This window comes from Pseudomonas sp. Marseille-Q1929 (assembly GCF_017316265.1).
Lineage (GTDB): Bacteria > Pseudomonadota > Gammaproteobacteria > Pseudomonadales > Pseudomonadaceae > Aquipseudomonas.
The window spans coordinates 19,176-40,141 of record NZ_JAFLWU010000026.1 but is presented as its reverse complement, the minus strand read 5'-3'; the positions used below and the strand labels follow the sequence as shown (position 1 = coordinate 40,141).

Below are 20,966 nucleotides of genomic sequence, written 5' to 3'. Positions count from 1 at the left end.
AAACCTTAGTGGTCAGCCGCAGGGCCGCCGATCGGGGTTTCCGGACGTTCATTCTGAGCCACTGGCGGCGTACCCGAAGTACCCGAGCCACCTTCCCAGTCCCGCGGTTCACGCGGGGCGCGACCAGCCATGATGTCGTCGATCTGGTCGGCATCGATGGTTTCATACTTCATCAGCGCGTCAGCCATCGCATCCAGCTTGTCGCGATTGTCGGTCAGGATCTGCTTGGCCGTGCCGTAGCACTGGTCAATGATGCTGCGCACCTCGGAGTCGATCAGCTTGGCTGTCTCGCCGGAGAAGCTAGCGCTTTGACCGCCGCCGCCACGACCCAGGAACACCTCGCCTTCTTCCTCGGCATACATCAGCGGACCAAGCTTTTCCGACAGGCCCCACTTGGTCACCATGTTTCGCGCAATCTGGCTGGCACGCATGATGTCGTTGGAAGCACCGGTGGTCACACCGTCAAAGCCCAAGGTCATTTCTTCCGCAATACGGCCACCGTACAGCGAGCAGATCTGACTGATCAGTGCGCGTTTGGAGAGGCTGTAGCGATCCTCTTCCGGCAGGAACATGGTGACACCCAATGCCCGACCGCGAGGAATGATCGATACCTTGTAGACCGGGTCATGCTCAGGCACAACGCGACCCACAATGGCGTGACCGGCTTCGTGATAAGCGGTGTTCTGCTTCTCTTTCTCGGACATGACCATGGATTTGCGCTCGGCGCCCATCATGATCTTGTCTTTTGCCAGTTCGAATTCCTTCATTTCCACGATGCGCTTGCCGGTACGGGCCGCAAACAGCGAGGCCTCGTTCACCAGGTTGGCCAGGTCAGCACCGGAGAAGCCTGGAGTACCACGGGCAATCACGGCCGGAGCCACGTCGTCGCCCATCGGCACTTTGCGCATGTGCACCTTGAGGATCTGCTCGCGACCACGGATGTCCGGCAAGCCGACCACAACCTGGCGGTCGAAACGACCTGGACGCAGCAATGCAGGGTCCAATACGTCAGGACGGTTGGTTGCGGCGATGACGATGATGCCGTCATTCATCTCGAAACCGTCCATCTCTACCAGCAACTGGTTGAGGGTCTGTTCACGCTCATCGTGACCGCCACCCATGCCGGCGCCACGATGGCGACCAACGGCGTCGATTTCATCGATAAAGATGATGCAAGGCGCGTGCTTCTTGGCCTGTTCGAACATGTCGCGAACACGGCTGGCACCCACACCGACGAACATCTCGACGAAGTCAGAACCGGAAATGGTGAAGAAAGGCACCTTGGCTTCGCCGGCAATCGCCTTGGCCAGCAAGGTTTTACCGGTACCCGGCGGGCCTACCATCAGCACGCCGCGAGGAATACGGCCACCCAGGCGCTGGAACTTGCCCGGGTCGCGCAGGAATTCAACCAGCTCACCCACTTCTTCCTTGGCTTCGTCGCAACCTGCGACGTCAGCCAGGGTGGTTTTCACCTGGTCTTCGGAAAGCAGGCGCGCCTTGCTCTTGCCAAAGCTCATCGGCCCGCCCTTGCCTCCCGCACCACCTTGCATCTGGCGCATGAAGAACATGAACACGGCGATAATCACCAGGATCGGGAAACTGGCTACCAGGAGCTGCGTCCAGATGCTCTGCTGCTCAGGCTGCTTGCCTTCGACAACCACGTGGTTGTCCACCAGGTCGCCAATCAGGCCGTTGTCCGGGATATTCGGGCGAATGGTCTTGAAGCTATCGCCATCGCTGCGCTTGCCGCTGATCACAAAGCCATCAATCGCTACACGCTCGACCTTGCCATCCTTGACCTGCTGGATGAAGTCGGAATAGTTGAGGGTCTGCGGCTCGTTAGGGCTGGAGAAGTTGTTCATCACCGTCACCAGGACAGCTGCGATGATCAACCACAGGATCAGATTCTTTGCCATATCGTTCAATTAACTACCCTCTGAAGCAAGCTCCGCTACTGGCGCGCGCTTCGCATGATATTCACCGGCCTAACTTACTACATTACCTACAACTCTGGCAGGCGCCGTCTGTAACCCTTTGTGAAACTTTGACTACACAATATTCGTAAAGCTTCGTGACGAAAGCGACATAAAAAAACCTATCGCCTTCCTCGGCTTTCTTAAAAACGCTCTTCGCTCGTCGCACCTTCGACGCCACGGAAGCCGCGGCACAGCAGGTATTGTTCCCTGGAGCGGTCCCGGGACGAGTCTGGCTTACGTGTCTGCACCTTATCGAACAACTTGCGTATGTTCTTGTGGTACTCGTCGAAACCTTCGCCCTGGAAGACCTTCACCAGGAAATCGCCACCAGGGCGCAATACCCGACCCGCCAAATCCAGCGCCAGCTCGCAAAGGAACATCGCACGCGGCATATCGACGGCCGGTAATCCACTCATATTGGGGGCCATGTCGGAAATCACAAGGTCTACCTGCGAATTTCCCACAGCCTCAAGGATTTCGGCGAGCACCGTGTCCTGGGTAAAGTCACCATGAACAAAGGTCACGTCCGGGATGCTGTCCATCTCAAGGATGTCGGAAGCGATAAGGCGACCTTGCCCACCAATCAGACGACTGGTCACCTGGGACCAGCCACCGGGGGCGGCACCAAGATCGATAACGCTCATGCCTGGACGAATCAACTTGTCCTTATCCTGGATCTCCAGCAGCTTGTAGCTGGCGCGGGAACGGTAGCCGTCCTTCTGCGCCTTTTTGACGTAAGGGTCGTTGAAATGCTCTTGCAGCCACTTAAGGCTAGTTTTGGAACGGGCCACGGGCCACCTCGAAAATAAAACGGGTCGTGATTAACTGGGCGGTCCCGGACTCGCTCGGGTAAACTGGCCGCCGCTTTTTACAAGATCAGACGCAGGGGTCAGATTATGCCGCTCACTCAAGAGCAGAAGAAACAGTACAAATCCATTGGCCACCATCTGAAACCAGTTCTGATTGTGGCAGACAACGGTTTGACTGAAGGTGTGTTAGCCGAACTTGAACGCGCATTGGGCGATCACGAACTGATCAAGATCAAGGTCAACATCCTTGATCGCGAAGCGCGCCTGGCCGCCATTGCAGAACTGTGCAAGGTGGGCAAAGCGGACCTGGTTCAGGTCATCGGCAAGATGGCGCTGCTGTATCGCAAGAATTTCAGCGTCAACAAGCAACTGTCGAACGTTCATCGCTTCAAATGATTCAAAGGGTCACGGGCGTGCTTCGCGCGCCCTGCCACTCCATCCCGGCGCAGGTTGTACAACCAGCACCAAGCCAGAGAACCCCAGTACAAGATAGCTGAACAACTGCCAGCGCAACGCTTCCGGCAGCCATACATGCACGATGCAGAACATTGCACACGCATACAGCGCCATCAACAGCAGTTGGCCGCGAATATCCCGCCACAAACTTCCCCAGCCTTCGGCCTTGACCAGCACCAGCGCCTGGAGTGTCACGCACGCCGCCGCAAAACCCACCAGCAGCGCACTCAATAATCCGTCGATCTCATCGATCAGCAACGGTGCCAGGCCAATCAGGCCCAGCGCCGGTAAAACACCAATGTGCAACAGCCACAGGCCGCCGACCCAGAGCATCTGGGAGAGCTGCCAAAGCATAGCGCCCGCACGGAGCGGGCGCCGTCTTTCAGACGTGACGAACTTCAACAATCTCGTACTCGATCACGCCACCCGGCGTCTTGACGGCCACCACATCACCCTCTTCCTTGGCAATCAAGGCGCGAGCAAGCGGCGAGCCGACGGAGATTTTGCCGAGTTTGAAGTCAGCTTCATCTTCACCAACGATGTGGTAAACCACACTTTCGTCAGTCTCGACGTTGGCGATTTCCACGGTGGTGCCGAAAATCACCTTGCCAGTCTTCGGAATGGTCGTCACATCGATGACCACTGCGTTCTGCAGGCGGCCTTCGATGTCACGGATCCGCGCCTCGACCATACCCTGCTGCTCACGGGCAGCGTGGTATTCGGCGTTTTCCTTCAAGTCACCCAGCTCGCGGGCCGTACCGATGTCCTGGCTCAGCTTTGGACGTACGACCTTGGTCAGGTGGGCGTGCTCCTCTTCCAGGGCCTTGAAGCCCTGGACGGTCATTGGGTATTTGGTCATGCCTTCAATCCTGCGTGTAGATCCTGCAAGCGACGCACGGTTTTTTCAGGACCGAACTTGAGCGCTTCGCAGATGGCTTCGCCAGCAGCAATGGTGGTGGTGCAGTAGATCTTGTGCTGCAAGGCGTTACGGCGAATGGAGTAGGAATCCGCGATCGACTGGCGACCTTCGGTGGTGTTGATGATCAGGGTGACTTCGTCATTCTTGATCATGTCGACCACGTGCGGACGGCCTTCCGTCACCTTGTTCACGCGACGCACTTTCAGGCCGGCAGCTTCGATCAGCTTGGCGGTCCCGGCAGTGGCCACGACTTCGAAGCCCAAGTTGATCAGATCACGGGCCACGCCTGCAACCAGTGGTTTGTCGTCGTCACGCACGCTGATGAACGCAGTACCGCCGGTCGGCAGCACTTCGCTGGCGCCCATCTGGGCCTTGGCGAACGCTTCACCGAAGGTATCGCCCACACCCATCACTTCACCGGTGGACTTCATCTCTGGGCCCAGGATCGGGTCCACACCAGGGAATTTGGCGAATGGGAACACCGCCTCTTTCACACTGTAGAAGTTCGGAATGATTTCCTTGGTGAAGCCGATTTCCTTCAGGGTCTTACCGGCCATCACGCGAGCAGCGATCATGGCCAGGGACACACCGATGCACTTGGAAACAAACGGCACGGTACGCGAAGCGCGCGGGTTGACTTCGATGACGTAGATGTCTTCGCCTTGCAGCGCCAACTGTACGTTCATCAGGCCGACCACGCCCAGCTCCAGGGCCATTTTCTTGACCTGTTCGCGCATCTCGTCCTGGATGTGCAGCGGCAGCGAGTACGGCGGCAGCGAGCACGCGGAGTCACCGGAGTGAACGCCCGCCTGTTCGATGTGCTGCATGATCGCGCCGATCACCACATCAGTACCGTCGCAGACAGCATCCACGTCCATTTCAATGGCGCAGTTGAGGAAGTGGTCCAGCAGCACCGGGCTGTCGTTGGACACTTTCACCGCATCACGCAGGTAACGCTTGAGCTCTTCTTCTTCGTAGACGATTTCCATCGCACGACCGCCCAGCACGTAGGACGGACGCACCACCAACGGGTAGCCGATCTTGCTGGCTGCACGAATGGCTTCGTCTTCGCTGCGCACGGTGGCGTTTGGCGGCTGACGCAGGTTCAGGCGCTCAACCATTTGCTGGAAGCGTTCACGGTCTTCGGCACGGTCGATGGCGTCAGGGCTGGTACCGATGATCGGTACGCCAGCGGCTTCAAGGGCGCGGGCCAGTTTCAACGGGGTTTGGCCGCCGTACTGGACGATCACGCCTTTCGGCTTCTCGACGCGCACGATTTCCAGGACGTCTTCCAGGGTCACTGGCTCGAAGTACAGGCGATCGGAGGTGTCGTAGTCGGTGGAAACAGTTTCCGGGTTGCAGTTGACCATGATGGTCTCGTACCCGTCTGCGCGCAGGGCCAGAGCGGCGTGTACGCAGCAGTAGTCGAACTCGATGCCTTGGCCGATACGGTTTGGACCGCCGCCCAGGATCATGATCTTGTCGCGACCCGACGGCGCAGCTTCGCACTCTTCCTCGTAGGTGGAGTACAGGTATGCGGTGTCGGTGGAGAACTCGGCGGCGCAGGTGTCAACGCGCTTGTAGACCGGGAAGATCTCCAGTTTGTGGCGATGGGTACGCAGATTCTTCTCGGTCACACCTAGCAGCTTGGCCAGACGCTGGTCGGAGAAACCCTTGCGCTTGAGGCGGAACATCATGTCGCGGTCGATGCTGGCCAGACCCAGGGTCTTGACCTTCTCTTCTTCCTTGATCAGATCTTCGATCTGTACCAGGAACCACGGGTCGATCATGTTCATGCCGAAGATGTCTTCGACGGTCATGCCGGCACGGAAGGCGTCAGCCACATACCAGATACGCTCGGCACCCGGCACGGTCAGCTCGCGCTTGAGCACGCTCATGCTTTCCGGGTTGCTCAGGTCGAGCTTCTCGTCCAGGCCGCAAACGCCCACTTCCAGGCCGCGCAGGGCTTTCTGCAGGGATTCCTGGAAAGTCCGGCCGATGGCCATGACTTCGCCCACGGATTTCATCTGGGTGGTCAGGCGCGCGTCAGCCTTGGCGAACTTCTCGAAGGCGAAACGTGGCAGCTTGGTCACAACGTAGTCGATGGACGGTTCGAAGGACGCCGGGGTCTTGCCACCGGTGATGTCGTTCGACAGCTCGTCCAGGGTGTAACCCACTGCCAGCTTGGCCGCGACCTTGGCGATCGGGAAGCCGGTGGCTTTCGAAGCCAGGGCCGACGAACGGGATACACGTGGGTTCATCTCGATCACGACCATGCGGCCGGTGTCCGGGCAAATGCCGAACTGAACGTTGGAACCACCGGTCTCCACGCCGATCTCGCGCAATACCGCCAGGGAGGCGTTACGCAGGATCTGGTATTCCTTGTCGGTCAGGGTCTGCGCTGGCGCCACGGTGATCGAGTCGCCGGTGTGCACGCCCATCGGGTCGAAGTTTTCGATGGAGCAGACGATGATGCAGTTGTCCTTCTTATCGCGGACAACCTCCATCTCATATTCTTTCCAGCCGATCAGGGATTCGTCGATCAGCAGCTCTTTGGTCGGCGACAGGTCCAGGCCACGGGCGCAGATTTCTTCGAACTCTTCACGGTTGTAAGCGATACCACCACCGGTGCCGCCCATGGTGAAGGACGGACGGATGATGCACGGGAAGCCCAGGGTCTCGAGGACCGCATTCGCTTCTTCCATGCTGTGGGCGATACCGGAACGCGGGCACGCCAGGCCGATGGACTTCATGGCCTTGTCGAAACGCGAGCGGTCTTCAGCCTTGTCGATGGTGTCGGCATTGGCACCGATCATCTCTACGCCGAACTTCTCCAGGACGCCTTCGCGCTCCAGGTCCAGGGCGCAGTTCAGGGCGGTCTGGCCGCCCATGGTTGGCAGCAGCGCGTCCGGACGTTCCTTCTCGATGATCTTGGCAACGGTCTGCCACTTGATCGGTTCGATGTAGGTGGCGTCGGCCATGTCCGGGTCGGTCATGATGGTGGCCGGGTTGGAGTTCACCAGGATGACGCGGTAACCCTCTTCGCGCAGGGCTTTGCAGGCCTGGGCGCCGGAGTAGTCGAATTCGCAGGCCTGGCCGATCACGATCGGGCCAGCGCCGAGAATCAGGATGCTTTTTATGTCTGTACGTTTTGGCATGGGTTTGTCACTCAAATCCGCAGGTCAGTCGGCAAGCCGTCTTGAACAATCTTTGAAGAGCCTGCGGGGGCCACCGAACTTCGGGGCCGCCCGCAGGCCGCTCAGTCAGCGTCGCTTGGCCATCTCATTGATGAAACGGTCGAACAGCGGCGCTACGTCGTTCGGGCCCGGGCTGGCTTCAGGGTGGCCCTGGAAGCTGAACGCGCTCTTGTCAGTGCGCTCGATGCCTTGCAGGGAACCGTCGAACAGCGACTTGTGAATTGCGCGCACGTTGCCCGGCAAGGTCGCTTCATCCACCGCAAAACCGTGGTTCTGGCTGGTGATCATCACAACGCCAGTGTCCAGGTCCTGCACAGGGTGGTTGGCACCGTGATGGCCGTGACCCATTTTCAGGGTCTTGGCGCCGGAGGCCAGAGCCAGCAGTTGGTGACCGAGGCAGATACCGAATACCGGGATCTCGGTCTCCAGCACTTCCTTGATCGCCTGGATGGCGTAGTCGCACGGCTCCGGGTCACCTGGGCCGTTGGACAGGAACACGCCGTCCGGTTGCAGGGCGAGCACGTCGCTGGCCGGGGTTTGCGCCGGCACCACGGTCACGCGGCAACCGCGCTCGACCAGCATGCGCAGGATGTTGTACTTGACGCCGTAGTCGTAGGCCACAACGTGGTATGGCAGGTCAGCGGCTTCGATGGTCGCGTGGCTGTCGGTCTTCAAGTCCCAGACAGTGGAGCGCCACTCGTAGGATTCCTTGGTGCTGACGACTTTCGCCAGGTCCATGCCTTTCAGGCCAGGGAAGCCCTGTGCTGCAGCAATCGCCGCGGCTTCGGAAATGTTGTCACCGACCATGATGCAGCCATTCTGCGAGCCTTTTTCACGCAGGATGCGTGTCAGGCGGCGCGTATCGATACCGGCGATCGCCACAACGTTGTTGGCTTTCAGGTAATCGGACAGCGACATCGTGTTACGCCAGTTGCTCGCAACCAGTGGCAGGTCACGAATCACCAGGCCGGCCGACCAGACACGATCAGACTCGATATCTTCCGGTGTAGTACCGGTGTTGCCGATGTGCGGATAGGTCAGGGTAACGATCTGTTGGGCGTAGGAAGGATCGGTAAGGATTTCCTGATAGCCGGTCATGGCGGTGTTAAACACCACCTCTCCAACGGTCTGACCGTCGGCTCCAATGGCTTCGCCGCGAAAAATGCTGCCATCAGCAAGGGCGAGTATGGCTGGCTTAGTCAAGAAGACCTCCCGTAAATAAAGCCTGAAAGGGCGATCGCAGGTTGTAAAAAAGCGGAGTGACGTATGGACACGTCACCCCGCTTCTTCACTGAATTATTCTGCGCGCTTTTAGTGGACACACTAAAGCTGTAGCTTACAGAAAAAGGCTTTTTTGGTCCACCGCTAATGAGCCGAAAAGGCAGGGGAATGCGACAGGACGTCGCTTAGCGGGTAAAAACGGGGCCTTAGGATAATCCTGAGGCCCCGTTTTAGCTACTGATTAGTGCAGATCCAGCACGTCACGCATGTCGTACAGGCCCGGTTCGCGACCTTCCAACCACAGCGCAGCACGTACCGCACCCTTGGCAAAGGTCATGCGACTGGACGCCTTGTGCGTGATTTCCAGCCGCTCGCCTTCGGTGGCGAACAGCACGGTGTGATCACCCACCACATCACCACCGCGCACGGTCGCAAAACCAATGGTGTCACGCGCACGCTCGCCGGTATGGCCTTCACGGCCGTATACCGCCACCTTCGACAGATCACGGCCCAGCGCATCGGCAATCGCCTCACCCATACGCAACGCAGTGCCCGACGGCGCGTCGATCTTGTGACGGTGATGGGTTTCGATAATCTCGATATCCGCTTCATCACCCAGCACACGAGCAGCCAGATCCAGCAGCTTGAGCGACAGGTTCACGCCGACACTGAAGTTGGCAGCGAACACGACAGGAATCTCCTTGCCCGCCTCCACCAGCAACTGCTTCTGCTCAGCGCTCAAGCCCGTAGTGCCGATAACCATGGCCTTGCCCGCCTTGCGGCAGAACGCCAGGTTCTTCAGCATCACGTCCGGCAGCGTGAAGTCGATCAGCACATCGAACTCATCGGCTACCTGCGCCAGGTCGCCCGACAACGGCACACCGATACGCCCCAACGAGGCCAGCTCACCGGCGTCCGCACCGATCAACGTGCTGCCGGGGCGAACGATCGCCGCCGTCAACCCGGAGACTGGCGAGCGCTGCTGCACCGCCTCGATAAGGGTCTTGCCCATGCGCCCGGCAGCGCCCATTACGGCTATACGTCGCATATTCATTCCTTACAGGTCGCCGAAGAAACGCTTCACACCATCGAAAAAGCCCGTAGTCTTCGGCGAGTGGGAGTCATCACCTGCCAGCGAACCGCGGAACTCTTCAAGCAGTTCGCGCTGACGACGGTTCAGGTTGACCGGCGTCTCGATCGCCACACGGCACATCAGGTCGCCAGCACCGCCACCGCGCACCGGCGCAACGCCTTTGCCACGGATACGGAACTGCTTGCCGGTCTGGGTCCCCTCAGGAATCTTGAGCTTCACTCGGCCGTCAAGGGTCGGAATCTCCAACTCGCCGCCCAAGGCCGCATCGACAAAGCTGATCGGCACTTCGCAGAACAGGTGCTTGCCGTCACGCTGGAAGATCGAGTGCTCACGCACATTGATCACCACGTACAGGTCGCCCGTAGGACCGCCCTGGGTACCCGCCTCGCCTTCGCCCGACAGGCGGATGCGATCACCGGTATCGACGCCCGCCGGCACTTTCACCGAAAGGGTCTTGTACTCTTCGACGCGGCCTTCACCGTGGCAAGAGTCGCACGGATCGGAAATGATCTTGCCCTGGCCATGGCAACGCGGGCAGGTCTGCTGCACCGAGAAGAAGCCTTGCTGCATACGCACTTGACCAATACCGCCACACGTCGGGCAAGTGATCGGCGCGGAGCCTTTCTTCGCGCCCGAACCATCGCACGGCGTGCAGTTGACCAGCGTCGGCACGCGGATGTTGACGCTGGTACCGCGCACGGCTTCTTCCAGGTTCAGCTCCAGGGTGTAGCGCAAGTCGCTGCCACGTTGGGCGCCACCACGCTGGCCACCACGGCCACCGCCGAAGAAGTCACTGAAGACATCGCCGAAGATATCGGAGAAATTCTGACCGCCAAACCCGGCGCCACCGCCACCCATGCTTGGATCGACACCGGCATGGCCGTACTGGTCGTAGGCCGCACGCTTGTTGGGATCAGACAGGCATTCGTAGGCCTCGTTGGCCTCTTTGAACAGCTCTTCGGATTCTTTGCTATCCGGGTTACGGTCCGGGTGATGCTTCATCGCCAGGCGACGGTAAGCCTTCTTCAGGTCCGCCTCGCTGGAGCTGCGCTCCACACCCAACACAATGTAATAGTCACGCTTTGCCATAAGTCTTTGCACTCTTAAGGACGTTCGGCCAGACCCTCCTGAGCCCTGCCAAACTCGTTGAGCCCCAATACAGGCCCGGACCCAACTCACGTCAATTCAACGATCCTGGTCATTACTACTTTTAGCCGGGGACTCGGCCAAAAATGCGGTAATTACTGCTCGGAAAGCAGGAGCATTCCCGATCACACCGCCAGCACCCGAACGCTGTCGCATGCTGTAAAAATTTGCATACCCCAGACACGCCAACGCGGGAGCAAGCTCCCGCGCGGCGACATCCTACCAGTCACCGCTTGATAGCGGTCAACCGGGCGACCAACTTACTTCTGGTCTTTGACTTCTTCGAACTCGGCATCGACAACGTCGTCGTGCTTGGCTTCAGGCTCTGCCTGTTGCGCTGCACCGTCCGCTGGCTGACCTTGTTCGGCGTACATTTTCTGAGCAACCGGCGCGGAGACTTTCGACAGCTCCTCAACCTTGGCATCGATGGCAGCCTTGTCGTCGCCTTTGATAGCGGCTTCCAGGGCAACCACTGCTGCTTCGATTGCGGTCTTCTCTTCGGCAGTCACTTTGTCGCCTGCATCAGCAACCATTTTGCGCGTCGAGTGAACCAGGGCATCGCCTTGGTTACGGGCGCCAGCCAATTCTGCAAACTTGGCATCCGCATCAGCGTTGGCTTCAGCATCACGAATCATCTGTTGAATTTCTTCGTCAGACAGACCGGAGTTGGCCTTGATCGTGATCTTCTGCTCTTTGCCGGTGGCCTTGTCTTTCGCGCCGACGTGCAGGATGCCGTTGGCGTCGATGTCGAAGGTCACTTCGATCTGTGGCACGCCACGTGGTGCTGGTGGAATCTCGGCCAGGTCGAACTTGCCCAGGGACTTGTTCTGAGCAGCCTGTTTGCGCTCACCTTGCAGCACGTGAATGGTCACAGCGCCCTGGTTGTCATCGGCAGTCGAGAACACTTGCGATTTCTTGGTAGGAATCGTGGTGTTTTTCTCGATCAGCGCGGTCATCACGCCGCCCATGGTTTCGATACCCAGGGTCAGCGGGCTGACGTCCAGCAGCAGCACGTCTTTCACGTCGCCGGCCAATACCGCGCCCTGGATAGCAGCACCCATGGCAACCGCTTCGTCCGGGTTCACGTCTTTACGTGCTTCCTTGCCGAAGAACTCGGTGACCTTCTGCTGAACCAGTGGCATACGGGTCTGACCGCCCACCAGGATCACGTCGTTGATCGCGCCAACGTCGATACCGGCGTCTTTCAGAGCGATGCGGCAAGGCTCGATGGTGCGCTGAACCAGGTCTTCAACCAGCGATTCCAACTTGGCGCGAGAAATCTTCACGTTCAAGTGCTTAGGACCGGTGGCGTCTGCAGTGATGTACGGCAGGTTCACGTCGGTCGCATTGCTGGACGACAGTTCGATCTTGGCTTTCTCGGCAGCCTCTTTCAGGCGCTGCATCGCCAGCGGGTCACCTTTGAGGTTCATGCCGCTTTCTTTCTTGAATTCGTCGACGAGGTAGTCGATCAGACGAATGTCAAAGTCTTCACCACCCAGGAAGGTGTCACCGTTGGTGGCCAACACTTCAAACTGGTGCTCGCCGTCAACTTCAGCGATCTCGATCACGGAGACGTCGAAAGTACCACCGCCCAGGTCATAAACGATCACAGTGTGGTCGCCTTTGGCCTTGTCCATACCGTAAGCCAGAGCAGCTGCGGTTGGTTCGTTGATGATACGTTTTACGTCCAGGCCCGCGATGCGGCCGGCGTCTTTGGTCGCCTGGCGCTGGCTGTCGTTGAAGTAGGCTGGAACGGTGATCACCGCTTCAGTCACTGGCTCACCGAGGTAGTCTTCGGCAGTCTTCTTCATCTTTTTCAAGACTTCAGCCGAGATCTGTGGAGCGGACATTTTCTGGCCGTTCACTTCAACCCAGGCGTCACCGTTGTCAGCCTTGGCGATTTTGTACGGAACCATCTTGATGTCTTTCTGTACGACTTCTTCGTCGAACTTACGACCGATCAGACGCTTTACTGCGTACAGGGTGTTGTGCGGGTTGGTTACAGCCTGGCGCTTGGCCGACTGCCCCACAAGAATCTCACCGTCATTGGCGTAAGCAATGATCGACGGCGTAGTACGCGCGCCTTCGGCGTTTTCGATAACTTTAGCTTTACCGTTTTCCAGAACGGAGACACACGAGTTGGTGGTCCCCAGGTCGATACCGATAATTTTGCCCATGATTTACTCTCCCGAAACTTGAATTTGGTTGCCGCAGCAGTTGTGGCTAACTGCGGTAGCACTTAAACGCTTGACTTATAGATGGGGGCCTTGCGGCGAATTTCAAGCCTGCTCATCAATAGAAGGTGCAACGGGTGCAGGAGCCTTGCTCACCACCACCATTGCCGGGCGCAGCAAGCGACCGTTGAGCAGGTAACCCTTCTGGAACGTCTTCAGCACGCTGTTCGGCTCAAGATCATGGCTTTCCTGCATGGCCATGGCCTGGTGATGCTCAGCGTTGAACGGCTCGCCGCCTTGTGGATCAACCGCTTCCAACTGATAACGCTTCAGGGTGTCCTGGAACATTTTCAGGGTCAGTTCGATCCCTTCGCGCATTGGCCGGATGTTTTCGTCGTCCGCGTTGGACAACTCAAGGCCACGCTCCAAGCTGTCGATGATCGGCAACAAATCACCGGCGAATTTTTCCAGTGCGAACTTGTGAGCCTTTTCTACATCCTGCTCAGCACGGCGGCGGACGTTCTGCAGATCGGCGGCAACACGCAAAGCCTGATCATTCGCAGCGGCCAATTGCTCTTCGAGCACTTGCACACGAGTTGCCATGTCATCGCCGGCAGCCGCATTAGCGTCTGGAGTTTGCGTATCCTGCGTCTGTTCGTCAGCCATAGTTTTCTCCTTTCAAAATCATGCGCGAACTCAACTCGCGCTTCTGTTCCGGTATATGGGGCCACAATTTCCAGGTTCAAGGGCGCGAGCATTACCAAAAGTCTTTCGTGTGTCCCGGATCAATTCCTGCGCGGTCATTCCTGATTGCGCTAAAAAAACAAGCTATTCAAGCAAATCGAGCTAAGCGCCAGGATTGTCAGCCCAGAACAAAACACTGTATAAATAACCAGACCTAACGCCTGGGAGCGGCCGTCATGCTCGTGCACCTGTCTGTACATAACTACGCCATCGTTGAACACCTGGATCTCGAACTGGATCGCGGGATGAGCGTAATCACAGGCGAAACCGGCGCCGGCAAGTCGATCATGCTCGACGCCCTGGGCCTTACCCTCGGCGACCGCGCCGACAGCGGCGTTGTGCGCCCAGGCGCCGACAAGGCCGACATCCTGGCGACCTTCGACCTGGCGGACATTCCAGAAGCCGAAGCCTGGCTCGCCGAACGCGACCTGAATAACGACGGCCCGTGCATCCTGCGCCGAGTCATCACCGCCGAAGGCCGCTCACGCGGCTATATCAACGGCACGCCCTGCCCCCTTGGCGACTTGAAAGCCCTGGGCGAGTTGCTGATCGACATCCACAGCCAGCACGAACACCAGTCCCTGCTGAAAACCGACACTCACCGCCGCCTGCTCGACGAGTACGCCGGCGCCACCGACCTTGCACGCCAAGTGCAGTTGGCGGCCCAGCGCTGGCGCCAGACGCGCCAGGAGCTGGAGCGCCTCTCCAATTCCGGCGACGAGCAGCGCGCTCGCCACCAATTGCTCAGCTATCAACTTGAAGAGCTCGAAAGCCTGGGCCTGGGCGAAACCGAACTGGAGCAACTTGAGCAGGAACACAAGAACCTCACCAACGCCGAAACCCTGCTGGGTATCTGCCGCCAGGTGGTCGAGCAATGCAGCGAGAGCGATTCCGGCAACGTGCTTAACGCGCTGACCGCCAGCCTCAATCGCCTGTCCAGCGTGAACAATGCCTCAGGCTCCTTGAATGAAGCGACCACCCTGCTGACCAGCGCGCAGATTCAGGTCGAGGAAGCCGTCGGCGAGCTGAATCGCTTTCTGGACCACTTCGATGCCGACCCAGCGCGACTACAGGAAATCGAAGAGCGCCTGGACACTATCTATACCCTGGCGCGCAAGCATCGAATTCAACCCACAGAAGTGGCAACGATGCAGCAGAAACTGCTGGATGAAATCGAAACCCTGAATGCCAATGACGAATCCATTGAGCGCCTTGCCGATGAACTTGCTGCTTTTGCCCGACATTATCAGGAGAAAGCACGAGAGCTGAGTGACTTGCGCCAACAGGCTGCAAGCGACCTCGCCAGCGCCGTGGAACAGGAAATCCAGCGACTGGGCATGCCTGGCGGGCGCTTCACCATTGAACTGCGCGCCAATGCCAACAACGAACTGCAACCCCACGGCCTCGAACAAGTAGAGCTGCTGGTCAGCGCCAACCCTGGGCAACCGCTCAAGGCACTGGCAAAAGTGGCGTCCGGCGGCGAGTTGTCGCGGATCAGCCTGGCGATCCAGGTCATTACTGCACAAACGTCTCGCGTACCAACGCTGGTATTCGATGAAGTGGACGTGGGCATTGGCGGGCCAACGGCGGAAATTGTCGGCCAGTTGTTACGTCGCCTGGGGGATCGCGGCCAGGTACTGACGGTCACTCACTTGCCACAAGTAGCGGCCCAAGGGCATCAACACCTGTTTGTGCATAAAGTGCGCGGCAGCGATGCGACACACACGGCCGTGTCCAAGCTGAACAAGTCGGAACGCGTGGAAGAGGTGGCGCGGATGCTCGGCGGCATCGACTTGACCAAAGAGTCGCTGGCACACGCGAAGAAAATGGTGGTGGCGTCAAAGGCCTGATCTGACGTTTTTACCCTTATATAGAAAGCACGAAGGCGACCCTAGGGTCGCCTTCGATCGTTTCACAGGGCAAATCTGCGCTGTTTTTACTTTTTCTTACGGATGTACAACACAAGATTGTGGTCAACCAAATCGAAGCCATGGTCCTCAGCAATCTTATGCTGCAGCGCTTCGATCTCTGGGCTGGTGAACTCGATAACCTCATTGGTATCCAGGTCAACCATGTGGTCGTGATGACCACCGTCAGCCAGTTCAAACACCGCATGACCACCGTCGAAATTGTGACGAACCACCAGCCCTGCGGCCTCAAACTGGGTCAGTACACGGTAAACCGTGGCCAGGCCAACGTCTTCGTTCGAGTCCATCAGCGCCTTGTAGACATCTTCGGCACTCATGTGGCGCTGCTCAGCAGAATCGAGCATTTGTAGAATCTTGACTCGTGGCAGAGTCACTTTAAGACCGGCTTTGCGTAGTTCGCTATTTTCAACCATGGTTAGCTTTCTCGCGGATGCTGCTTCGCAGCTTCTCTTAATACGGGTATGATCGGCGTTTACGTTGTCCCAGCCAAGATAGTGGAAGTCGCCCACCGATGCAAAACACCAAGCTCTTGCTAACCAGTTTCACCTTTGTGGGACTGCTCGCACTCGCCGGTTGTTCATTCCCCGGGGTTTACAAAATCGACATCCAGCAGGGCAATGTCGTCACGCAGGACATGATAGACCAGTTACGCCCGGGAATGACCCGACGGCAAGTACGGTTTATCATGGGTAACCCCCTGCTGACCGACACTTTCCATGCTGATCGCTGGGATTATCTCTACAGCATCCAGCCTGGTGGCGGTGAACGCCAGCAGGAACGCGTCAGCGTCATTTTTAATGGCAATGACCAGCTTGTGAGCCTGTCCGGTGACTTCATGCCTGGCGTAAGCCGCGATGAAGCCTTGCTCGGCAAGGACAACGACACCAGCGTGACTGCGCCCGCGCAGGAAGCCGAGAAGCCGAAGTCCGAAGTCCCTGCCAAGCCAGGTTCGCTGCTCGACAAGATCCAGAAAGACGTCGACGGCGTGCAAACTGTTCCAGTTCCGACGCCACAGCCTCTGGACACCAGCCCGCAGTAAGTTTGCGGTGCCCAACAAAAAGCCCGGCATGCCGGGCTTTTTGTTGCCTGCCATTTGGCAAGCCTAGGAATTCTTTTGCCTGGCCAAGGCAGCTTTGGCAGCACGCAACCGGCGCACCTCCTTTGGATCCGCCTGCAAGGGCCGGTAAATCTCAATCCGATCTCCCACTTGCACAGCCCGAACCTCAGGGTCGGCAACCACCTTGCCAAATATCCCCAACGGACACTCCGCCAGCGCCACCCCAGGAAACTGCGCCGCGACCCCCGACGCCTGCACCGCCGCCCGCAGGCTGGTGCCCGACGGCACAGTCACTACCTGTAGGATCTGGCGATCCTCGGCGGCATACACCACTTCAATCTCAACCATGCAGTTGCTTGGCGCGCTGGCAGAACGCGTCCACCAGGGTATTGGCCGCCTGATTGAACAAAGGCCCCAACGTCGCGCGCACAAGCGGGCCGGCGTAATCAAAAGAGAGATCCAGGCTGATCTTGCAAGCCTTGTCAGTCAGCGCCTTGAACACCCACACACCGTGAAGCTGGGTAAACGGCCCTTCCTGCAGATTCATCTCGATGGACTTCCCAGGCACCAGGACATTACGCGTAACAAAGTGCTGGCCAATCCCGCCCTTCGCCACGCCGACACTGGCCACCATGTGCTCATCACTGCTTTCCAGCACTTCGGCGGCCGAGCACCACGGCAAGAATTCCGGGTAACGCGCCACGTCGTTGACCAGGTCATAGAGCGCCTGCGCCGGATAGGGCAGCAGGGCCGAACGTTGAATGTGCGTCGTCATGTGAGCGTTATTTCCACTGCTGAGGCAAACATCGCGAAACAACAGGCCGATCCGCGAGAGAAAAAAACCAAAGAACTGCCCGCATTGTCCGGGATTCATCCAACACGCTCAAGCACGCAGGTTGACCGTAGCCGCCACGCTCGCAACTCCCTATAATGCCGCCCCTATGGCTAAACAAAAGAAACACCCCACAGGGACCATCGCGCAAAACAAAAAGGCGCGACACGATTACTTCATCGAACATCGGTTCGAGGCTGGCTTGGTCCTGGCCGGCTGGGAAGTAAAGAGTCTGCGTGCCAGCAAGCTGCAACTGGTTGACAGCTACGTGCTGCTCAAGGATGGCGAGGCGTGGCTGCTGGGCAGTCATATCACCCCGCTGACCACCGCGAGCACCCACGTGATTGCCGACCCGGTGCGCACACGCAAGCTATTGCTCAATGCGCGCGAGCTGGAAAAACTCGCCGCTGCCGTACAGCAGAAAGGCTACGCCTGCGTCTGCCTGTCCTGGTACTGGAGCAAGCACCTGGTCAAGTGCGAAATCGCACTGGGCAAGGGCAAGAAGGAATACGACAAACGCGATACCGAGCGCGAACGCGACTCCAATCGCGAGCTGCATCGCGCCGTGCGCAACAAAGGCAAGGAAGAATAATCCTTGCCGCGCTGTAGCCTTGGGTGAGTCACCCTTGGCTACATGCCTTTACGCCGCTCCGCCCGTGCCACGCGCTGAACCTCCTGACGCACTTCCTCCAACACTTCCTGCACATACTGCAAATGACGTGTGGAGACCTCGCGCGCCTCCTCCGCCCGCCCTTCGAGAATCGCCAGGTACAAATCCCGGTGCTGACTGATCAGCATGTCGCGGGTTTCCGTGCGCTGCTGATACATGCCACCGATATTGGTCACCACATTGCGCTTGAGCAAATCGAACAGCCCACGAATGGTATGCAGCAACACGGCGTTATGACTGGCCTCGGCAATCGCCAGGTGAAAGCTCGCATCGGCCGCGCCTTCCTCCGCCCGACTGACCTCATCGACACGCGTATAGCAATCCTGCAGCGCCTCAAACGCCGCGGTCAGCCGCTCACGATCAACCTCAGTGGCACGCAACGCTGCGTAATAGGCGCATGACGCTTCAAGGGTCTGACGAAACTCCAGCAGATCGCGCTGCGCCTCAGGATTGTTTTCCAACAGGTGCAGCAACGGATCGCTAAACGTAGACCCTAACGAGTCAACGACATAGTTCCCCCCGCCCTGGCGACTGACCAGCAAGCCCTTGGCCGCCAATTTCTGGATCGCCTCACGCAATGACGGGCGCGACACACCAAACTGCTCCGCCAGTGCGCGCTCGGCCGGCAAGCGCTCGCCCGACTTCAGCGTGCCCTCAAGGATCATCCCCTCAAGCTGCTCGACAATATCGTCGGACAAACGGCGCTGACGCACCTGATCAAACCCCATAACTCTTTCTCCACCATCCCGACCACTCGCCGGGCCCTCTATTCTCGCCTATCGCAGCGCTTGCAGCACCTATCAGAACACCCCGGATTTATCTGATCAGATCCCCCCACACACCGACCTACGACCAAAGTTTCGCGGGCGGCAAATTGACACACCACCCCGAAGACTCTTAACCTAGCCAACAGCGATTGTAAATTGGTATTACCAATTAACCAAGCTAACAAAAAATGCATGACCAACAACAATTAGGGGCCACCCCATATGCAAACCTGGCAACAGCTCTACAGCCCTCTCGGCAGCCTTGGCCTGTCCGCACTGGCCGCCGTCATTCCCATCGTGTTCTTCTTTCTGGCCCTGGCCGTGTTTCGTCTCAAAGGCCACGTAGCCGGCAGCATCACGTTGGCCCTTTCGATCCTGGTGGCGATCTTTGCCTTCCAGATGCCTGTGGACATGGCGCTTGCTGCCGCCGGCTACGGTTTTGCCTACGGCTTGTGGCCCATCGCATGGATCATCGTTGCCGCCGTATTCCTCTACAAATTGACCGTCAAGAGCGGCCAGTTCGAAGTCATCCGCAGCTCGGTCCTGTCGATCACTGACGATCAACGCCTGCAAGTGTTGTTGATTGGCTTCTGCTTCGGCGCCTTCCTCGAAGGTGCTGCCGGCTTTGGCGCCCCTGTGGCGATCACCGCCGCGCTGTTGGTGGGCCTGGGTTTCAACCCGCTGTACGCCGCCGGCCTGTGCCTGATCGCCAACACCGCACCGGTGGCGTTCGGCGCACTGGGCATCCCGATCATCGTTGCTGGCCAAGTGACCGGCATCGACGCGTTCAAGATTGGCGCCATGACCGGCCGCCAACTGCCGCTGCTGTCGTTGTTCGTACCGTTCTGGCTGGTGTTCATGATGGACGGCCTGCGCGGCGTTCGTGAAACCTGGCCGGCCGCACTGGTCGCGGGCCTGAGCTTCGCCATCACACAGTACTTCACATCCAACTTCATCGGCCCGGAACTGCCGGACATCACCTCGGCCCTAGCCAGCCTGATCTCCCTGACCCTGTTCCTGAAAGTCTGGCAACCCAAGCGCACCGCAGGCGCACAGATTGCCGGCGCGACCACCAGCGCCGCCGTCACCGCCAGTGCCGGCGGCTTCGGTCTGCCACGCAGCACCGTGGCATCGCCTTACAGCCTGGGGGAAATTTTCAAGGCCTGGTCGCCGTTCCTGATCCTCACCGTGCTGGTCACCATCTGGACCCTCAAGCCGTTCAAGGCCATGTTCGCCGCGGGCGGCTCGATGTACAGCTGGGTGTTCAACTTCGCCATCCCGCACCTGGACCAACTGGTGGTCAAGGTTGCCCCGATCGTGACCAACCCGACTGCGATTCCAGCCGTGTTCAAACTGGACCCGATCTCCGCGACCGGTACGGCGATTTTCTTCTCCGCACTGATCTCGATGCTGGTGCTGAAAATCGACATCAAAACTGGTCTGACCACTTTAAAAGAAACCTTCTACGAGTTGCGCTGGCCGATCCTGTCCATCGGCATGGTGCTGGCCTTTGCCTTCGTCACCAACTACTCCGGCATGTCGTCCACCATGGCGCTGGTATTGGCCGGTACGGGCGCAGCCTTCCCGTTCTTCTCGCCTTTCCTTGGCTGGCTGGGGGTTTTCCTGACAGGCTCGGACACCTCGTCCAACGCCCTGTTCAGCTCGTTGCAAGCCACCACTGCGCACCAGATCGGCGTCAATGACACCCTGCTGGTCGCGGCAAATACCAGCGGCGGCGTGACCGGCAAGATGATCTCGCCGCAATCGATCGCCGTGGCGTGCGCAGCCACTGGCCTGGTCGGCAAGGAATCGGACCTGTTCCGCTTCACGCTCAAGCACAGCCTGTTCTTTGCCACCATCGTCGGCCTGATCACCCTGGCCCAGGCCTACTGGTTCACCGGTATGCTGGTGCACTAAGGCCTGCACGCAATAGAGTAAGAATCGACGCCGGACCACGATTCCGGCGTCAGCTATTTC

The 20,966-nt window shown here is 58.7% G+C and carries 19 protein-coding genes; 5 read left to right on the top strand and 14 right to left on the bottom strand.

The annotated features are described in order from the left end of the window. Nucleotides 1–5: 5 nt before the first annotated feature. Both ftsH and rlmE read right to left on the bottom strand, forming a co-directional pair. Nucleotides 6–1,916, bottom strand: a complete 1,911-nt coding sequence (gene ftsH / locus J1G37_RS23140) for an ATP-dependent zinc metalloprotease FtsH (protein WP_207045555.1) — start codon at nt 1,914–1,916, stop codon at nt 6–8. Between the two features lie 200 nt (nt 1,917–2,116). Next, on the bottom strand, nt 2,117–2,767 hold the full coding sequence (gene rlmE / locus J1G37_RS23135; RefSeq protein ID WP_017735545.1) for a 23S rRNA (uridine(2552)-2'-O)-methyltransferase RlmE: 651 nt from the start codon (nt 2,765–2,767) through the stop codon (nt 2,117–2,119). A gap of 105 nt (nt 2,768–2,872) precedes the next feature. Between rlmE and J1G37_RS23130 the strand changes: the two genes are divergently transcribed. Continuing rightward, the gene (locus J1G37_RS23130) at nt 2,873–3,181 is read left to right on the top strand and encodes a YhbY family RNA-binding protein (RefSeq protein ID WP_017139256.1); all 309 of its coding nucleotides are present in this window, start codon (nt 2,873–2,875) and stop codon (nt 3,179–3,181) included. A 9-nt stretch (nt 3,182–3,190) separates the two neighbouring features. On the opposite strand, the gene J1G37_RS23125 is transcribed toward J1G37_RS23130, so the two are convergent. From J1G37_RS23125 to grpE, 8 genes are all read right to left on the bottom strand, one after another. Continuing rightward, on the bottom strand, nt 3,191–3,595 hold the full coding sequence (locus J1G37_RS23125; RefSeq protein WP_192298923.1) for an MFS transporter: 405 nt from the start codon (nt 3,593–3,595) through the stop codon (nt 3,191–3,193). A 28-nt stretch (nt 3,596–3,623) separates the two neighbouring features. Further along, nucleotides 3,624–4,100, bottom strand: coding sequence for a transcription elongation factor GreA (gene greA, locus J1G37_RS23120; RefSeq protein WP_124527760.1), 477 nt, complete (start codon nt 4,098–4,100; stop codon nt 3,624–3,626). Further along, nucleotides 4,097–7,318 (bottom strand): carbamoyl-phosphate synthase large subunit, encoded by a 3,222-nt coding sequence (carB, locus tag J1G37_RS23115; RefSeq protein ID WP_124527761.1) that lies wholly within the window; start codon nt 7,316–7,318, stop codon nt 4,097–4,099. Before carB ends, greA begins: the two co-directional genes overlap by 4 nt. A 105-nt stretch (nt 7,319–7,423) precedes the next feature. Continuing rightward, on the bottom strand, nt 7,424–8,560 hold the full coding sequence (gene carA / locus J1G37_RS23110) for a glutamine-hydrolyzing carbamoyl-phosphate synthase small subunit (protein ID WP_207045553.1): 1,137 nt from the start codon (nt 8,558–8,560) through the stop codon (nt 7,424–7,426). Nucleotides 8,561–8,819: 259 nt separating this feature from the next. Next, nucleotides 8,820–9,626, bottom strand: a complete 807-nt coding sequence (dapB, locus tag J1G37_RS23105) for a 4-hydroxy-tetrahydrodipicolinate reductase (protein WP_026136636.1) — start codon at nt 9,624–9,626, stop codon at nt 8,820–8,822. A 9-nt stretch (nt 9,627–9,635) separates the two neighbouring features. Then, nucleotides 9,636–10,760 carry a molecular chaperone DnaJ gene (dnaJ, locus tag J1G37_RS23100; RefSeq protein ID WP_207045551.1) on the bottom strand — a complete coding sequence of 375 codons (1,125 nt, stop codon included), beginning with the start codon at nt 10,758–10,760 and terminating at the stop codon, nt 9,636–9,638. A 317-nt stretch (nt 10,761–11,077) separates the two neighbouring features. Beyond that, the gene (gene dnaK / locus J1G37_RS23095) at nt 11,078–12,994 is read right to left on the bottom strand and encodes a molecular chaperone DnaK (protein ID WP_207045549.1); all 1,917 of its coding nucleotides are present in this window, start codon (nt 12,992–12,994) and stop codon (nt 11,078–11,080) included. A 102-nt stretch (nt 12,995–13,096) separates the two neighbouring features. Continuing rightward, nucleotides 13,097–13,657, bottom strand: coding sequence for a nucleotide exchange factor GrpE (gene grpE, locus J1G37_RS23090; protein WP_124527766.1), 561 nt, complete (start codon nt 13,655–13,657; stop codon nt 13,097–13,099). Between the two features lie 254 nt (nt 13,658–13,911). Between grpE and recN the strand changes: the two genes are divergently transcribed. Next, the gene (gene recN, locus J1G37_RS23085) at nt 13,912–15,585 is read left to right on the top strand and encodes a DNA repair protein RecN (protein WP_207045547.1); all 1,674 of its coding nucleotides are present in this window, start codon (nt 13,912–13,914) and stop codon (nt 15,583–15,585) included. Between the two features lie 86 nt (nt 15,586–15,671). Here recN and fur read toward each other — a convergent pair whose 3' ends face one another. After that, the gene (gene fur, locus J1G37_RS23080; RefSeq protein WP_207045611.1) at nt 15,672–16,076 is read right to left on the bottom strand and encodes a ferric iron uptake transcriptional regulator; all 405 of its coding nucleotides are present in this window, start codon (nt 16,074–16,076) and stop codon (nt 15,672–15,674) included. Between the two features lie 98 nt (nt 16,077–16,174). On the opposite strand from fur, the gene J1G37_RS23075 reads away from it, so the two are divergent. Continuing rightward, nucleotides 16,175–16,702 (top strand): outer membrane protein assembly factor BamE, encoded by a 528-nt coding sequence (locus J1G37_RS23075; RefSeq protein ID WP_207045546.1) that lies wholly within the window; start codon nt 16,175–16,177, stop codon nt 16,700–16,702. Nucleotides 16,703–16,765: 63 nt separating this feature from the next. Here the strand turns inward: J1G37_RS23075 and J1G37_RS23070 are convergent, their stop codons facing one another. Together J1G37_RS23070 and J1G37_RS23065 are read right to left on the bottom strand one after the other, a co-directional pair. Then, complete coding sequence (locus J1G37_RS23070; protein WP_207045545.1) at nt 16,766–17,068, bottom strand: RnfH family protein; 303 nt, start codon at nt 17,066–17,068, stop codon at nt 16,766–16,768. Continuing rightward, complete coding sequence (locus J1G37_RS23065; protein WP_017735533.1) at nt 17,061–17,495, bottom strand: type II toxin-antitoxin system RatA family toxin; 435 nt, start codon at nt 17,493–17,495, stop codon at nt 17,061–17,063. The genes J1G37_RS23070 and J1G37_RS23065 overlap by 8 nt, the downstream gene beginning before the upstream one ends. Nucleotides 17,496–17,661: 166 nt before the next feature. Between J1G37_RS23065 and smpB the strand changes: the two genes are divergently transcribed. Further along, nucleotides 17,662–18,144 (top strand): SsrA-binding protein SmpB, encoded by a 483-nt coding sequence (gene smpB, locus J1G37_RS23060; protein WP_014719962.1) that lies wholly within the window; start codon nt 17,662–17,664, stop codon nt 18,142–18,144. A gap of 38 nt (nt 18,145–18,182) precedes the next feature. Here the strand turns inward: smpB and J1G37_RS23055 are convergent, their stop codons facing one another. After that, nucleotides 18,183–18,950, bottom strand: a complete 768-nt coding sequence (locus J1G37_RS23055; protein WP_207045544.1) for a GntR family transcriptional regulator — start codon at nt 18,948–18,950, stop codon at nt 18,183–18,185. Nucleotides 18,951–19,211: 261 nt separating this feature from the next. Here J1G37_RS23055 and J1G37_RS23050 point away from each other — a divergent pair, with 261 nt between their 5' ends. Beyond that, on the top strand, nt 19,212–20,906 hold the full coding sequence (locus tag J1G37_RS23050; protein ID WP_017735531.1) for a lactate permease LctP family transporter: 1,695 nt from the start codon (nt 19,212–19,214) through the stop codon (nt 20,904–20,906). Nucleotides 20,907–20,966: the final 60 nt, after the last annotated feature.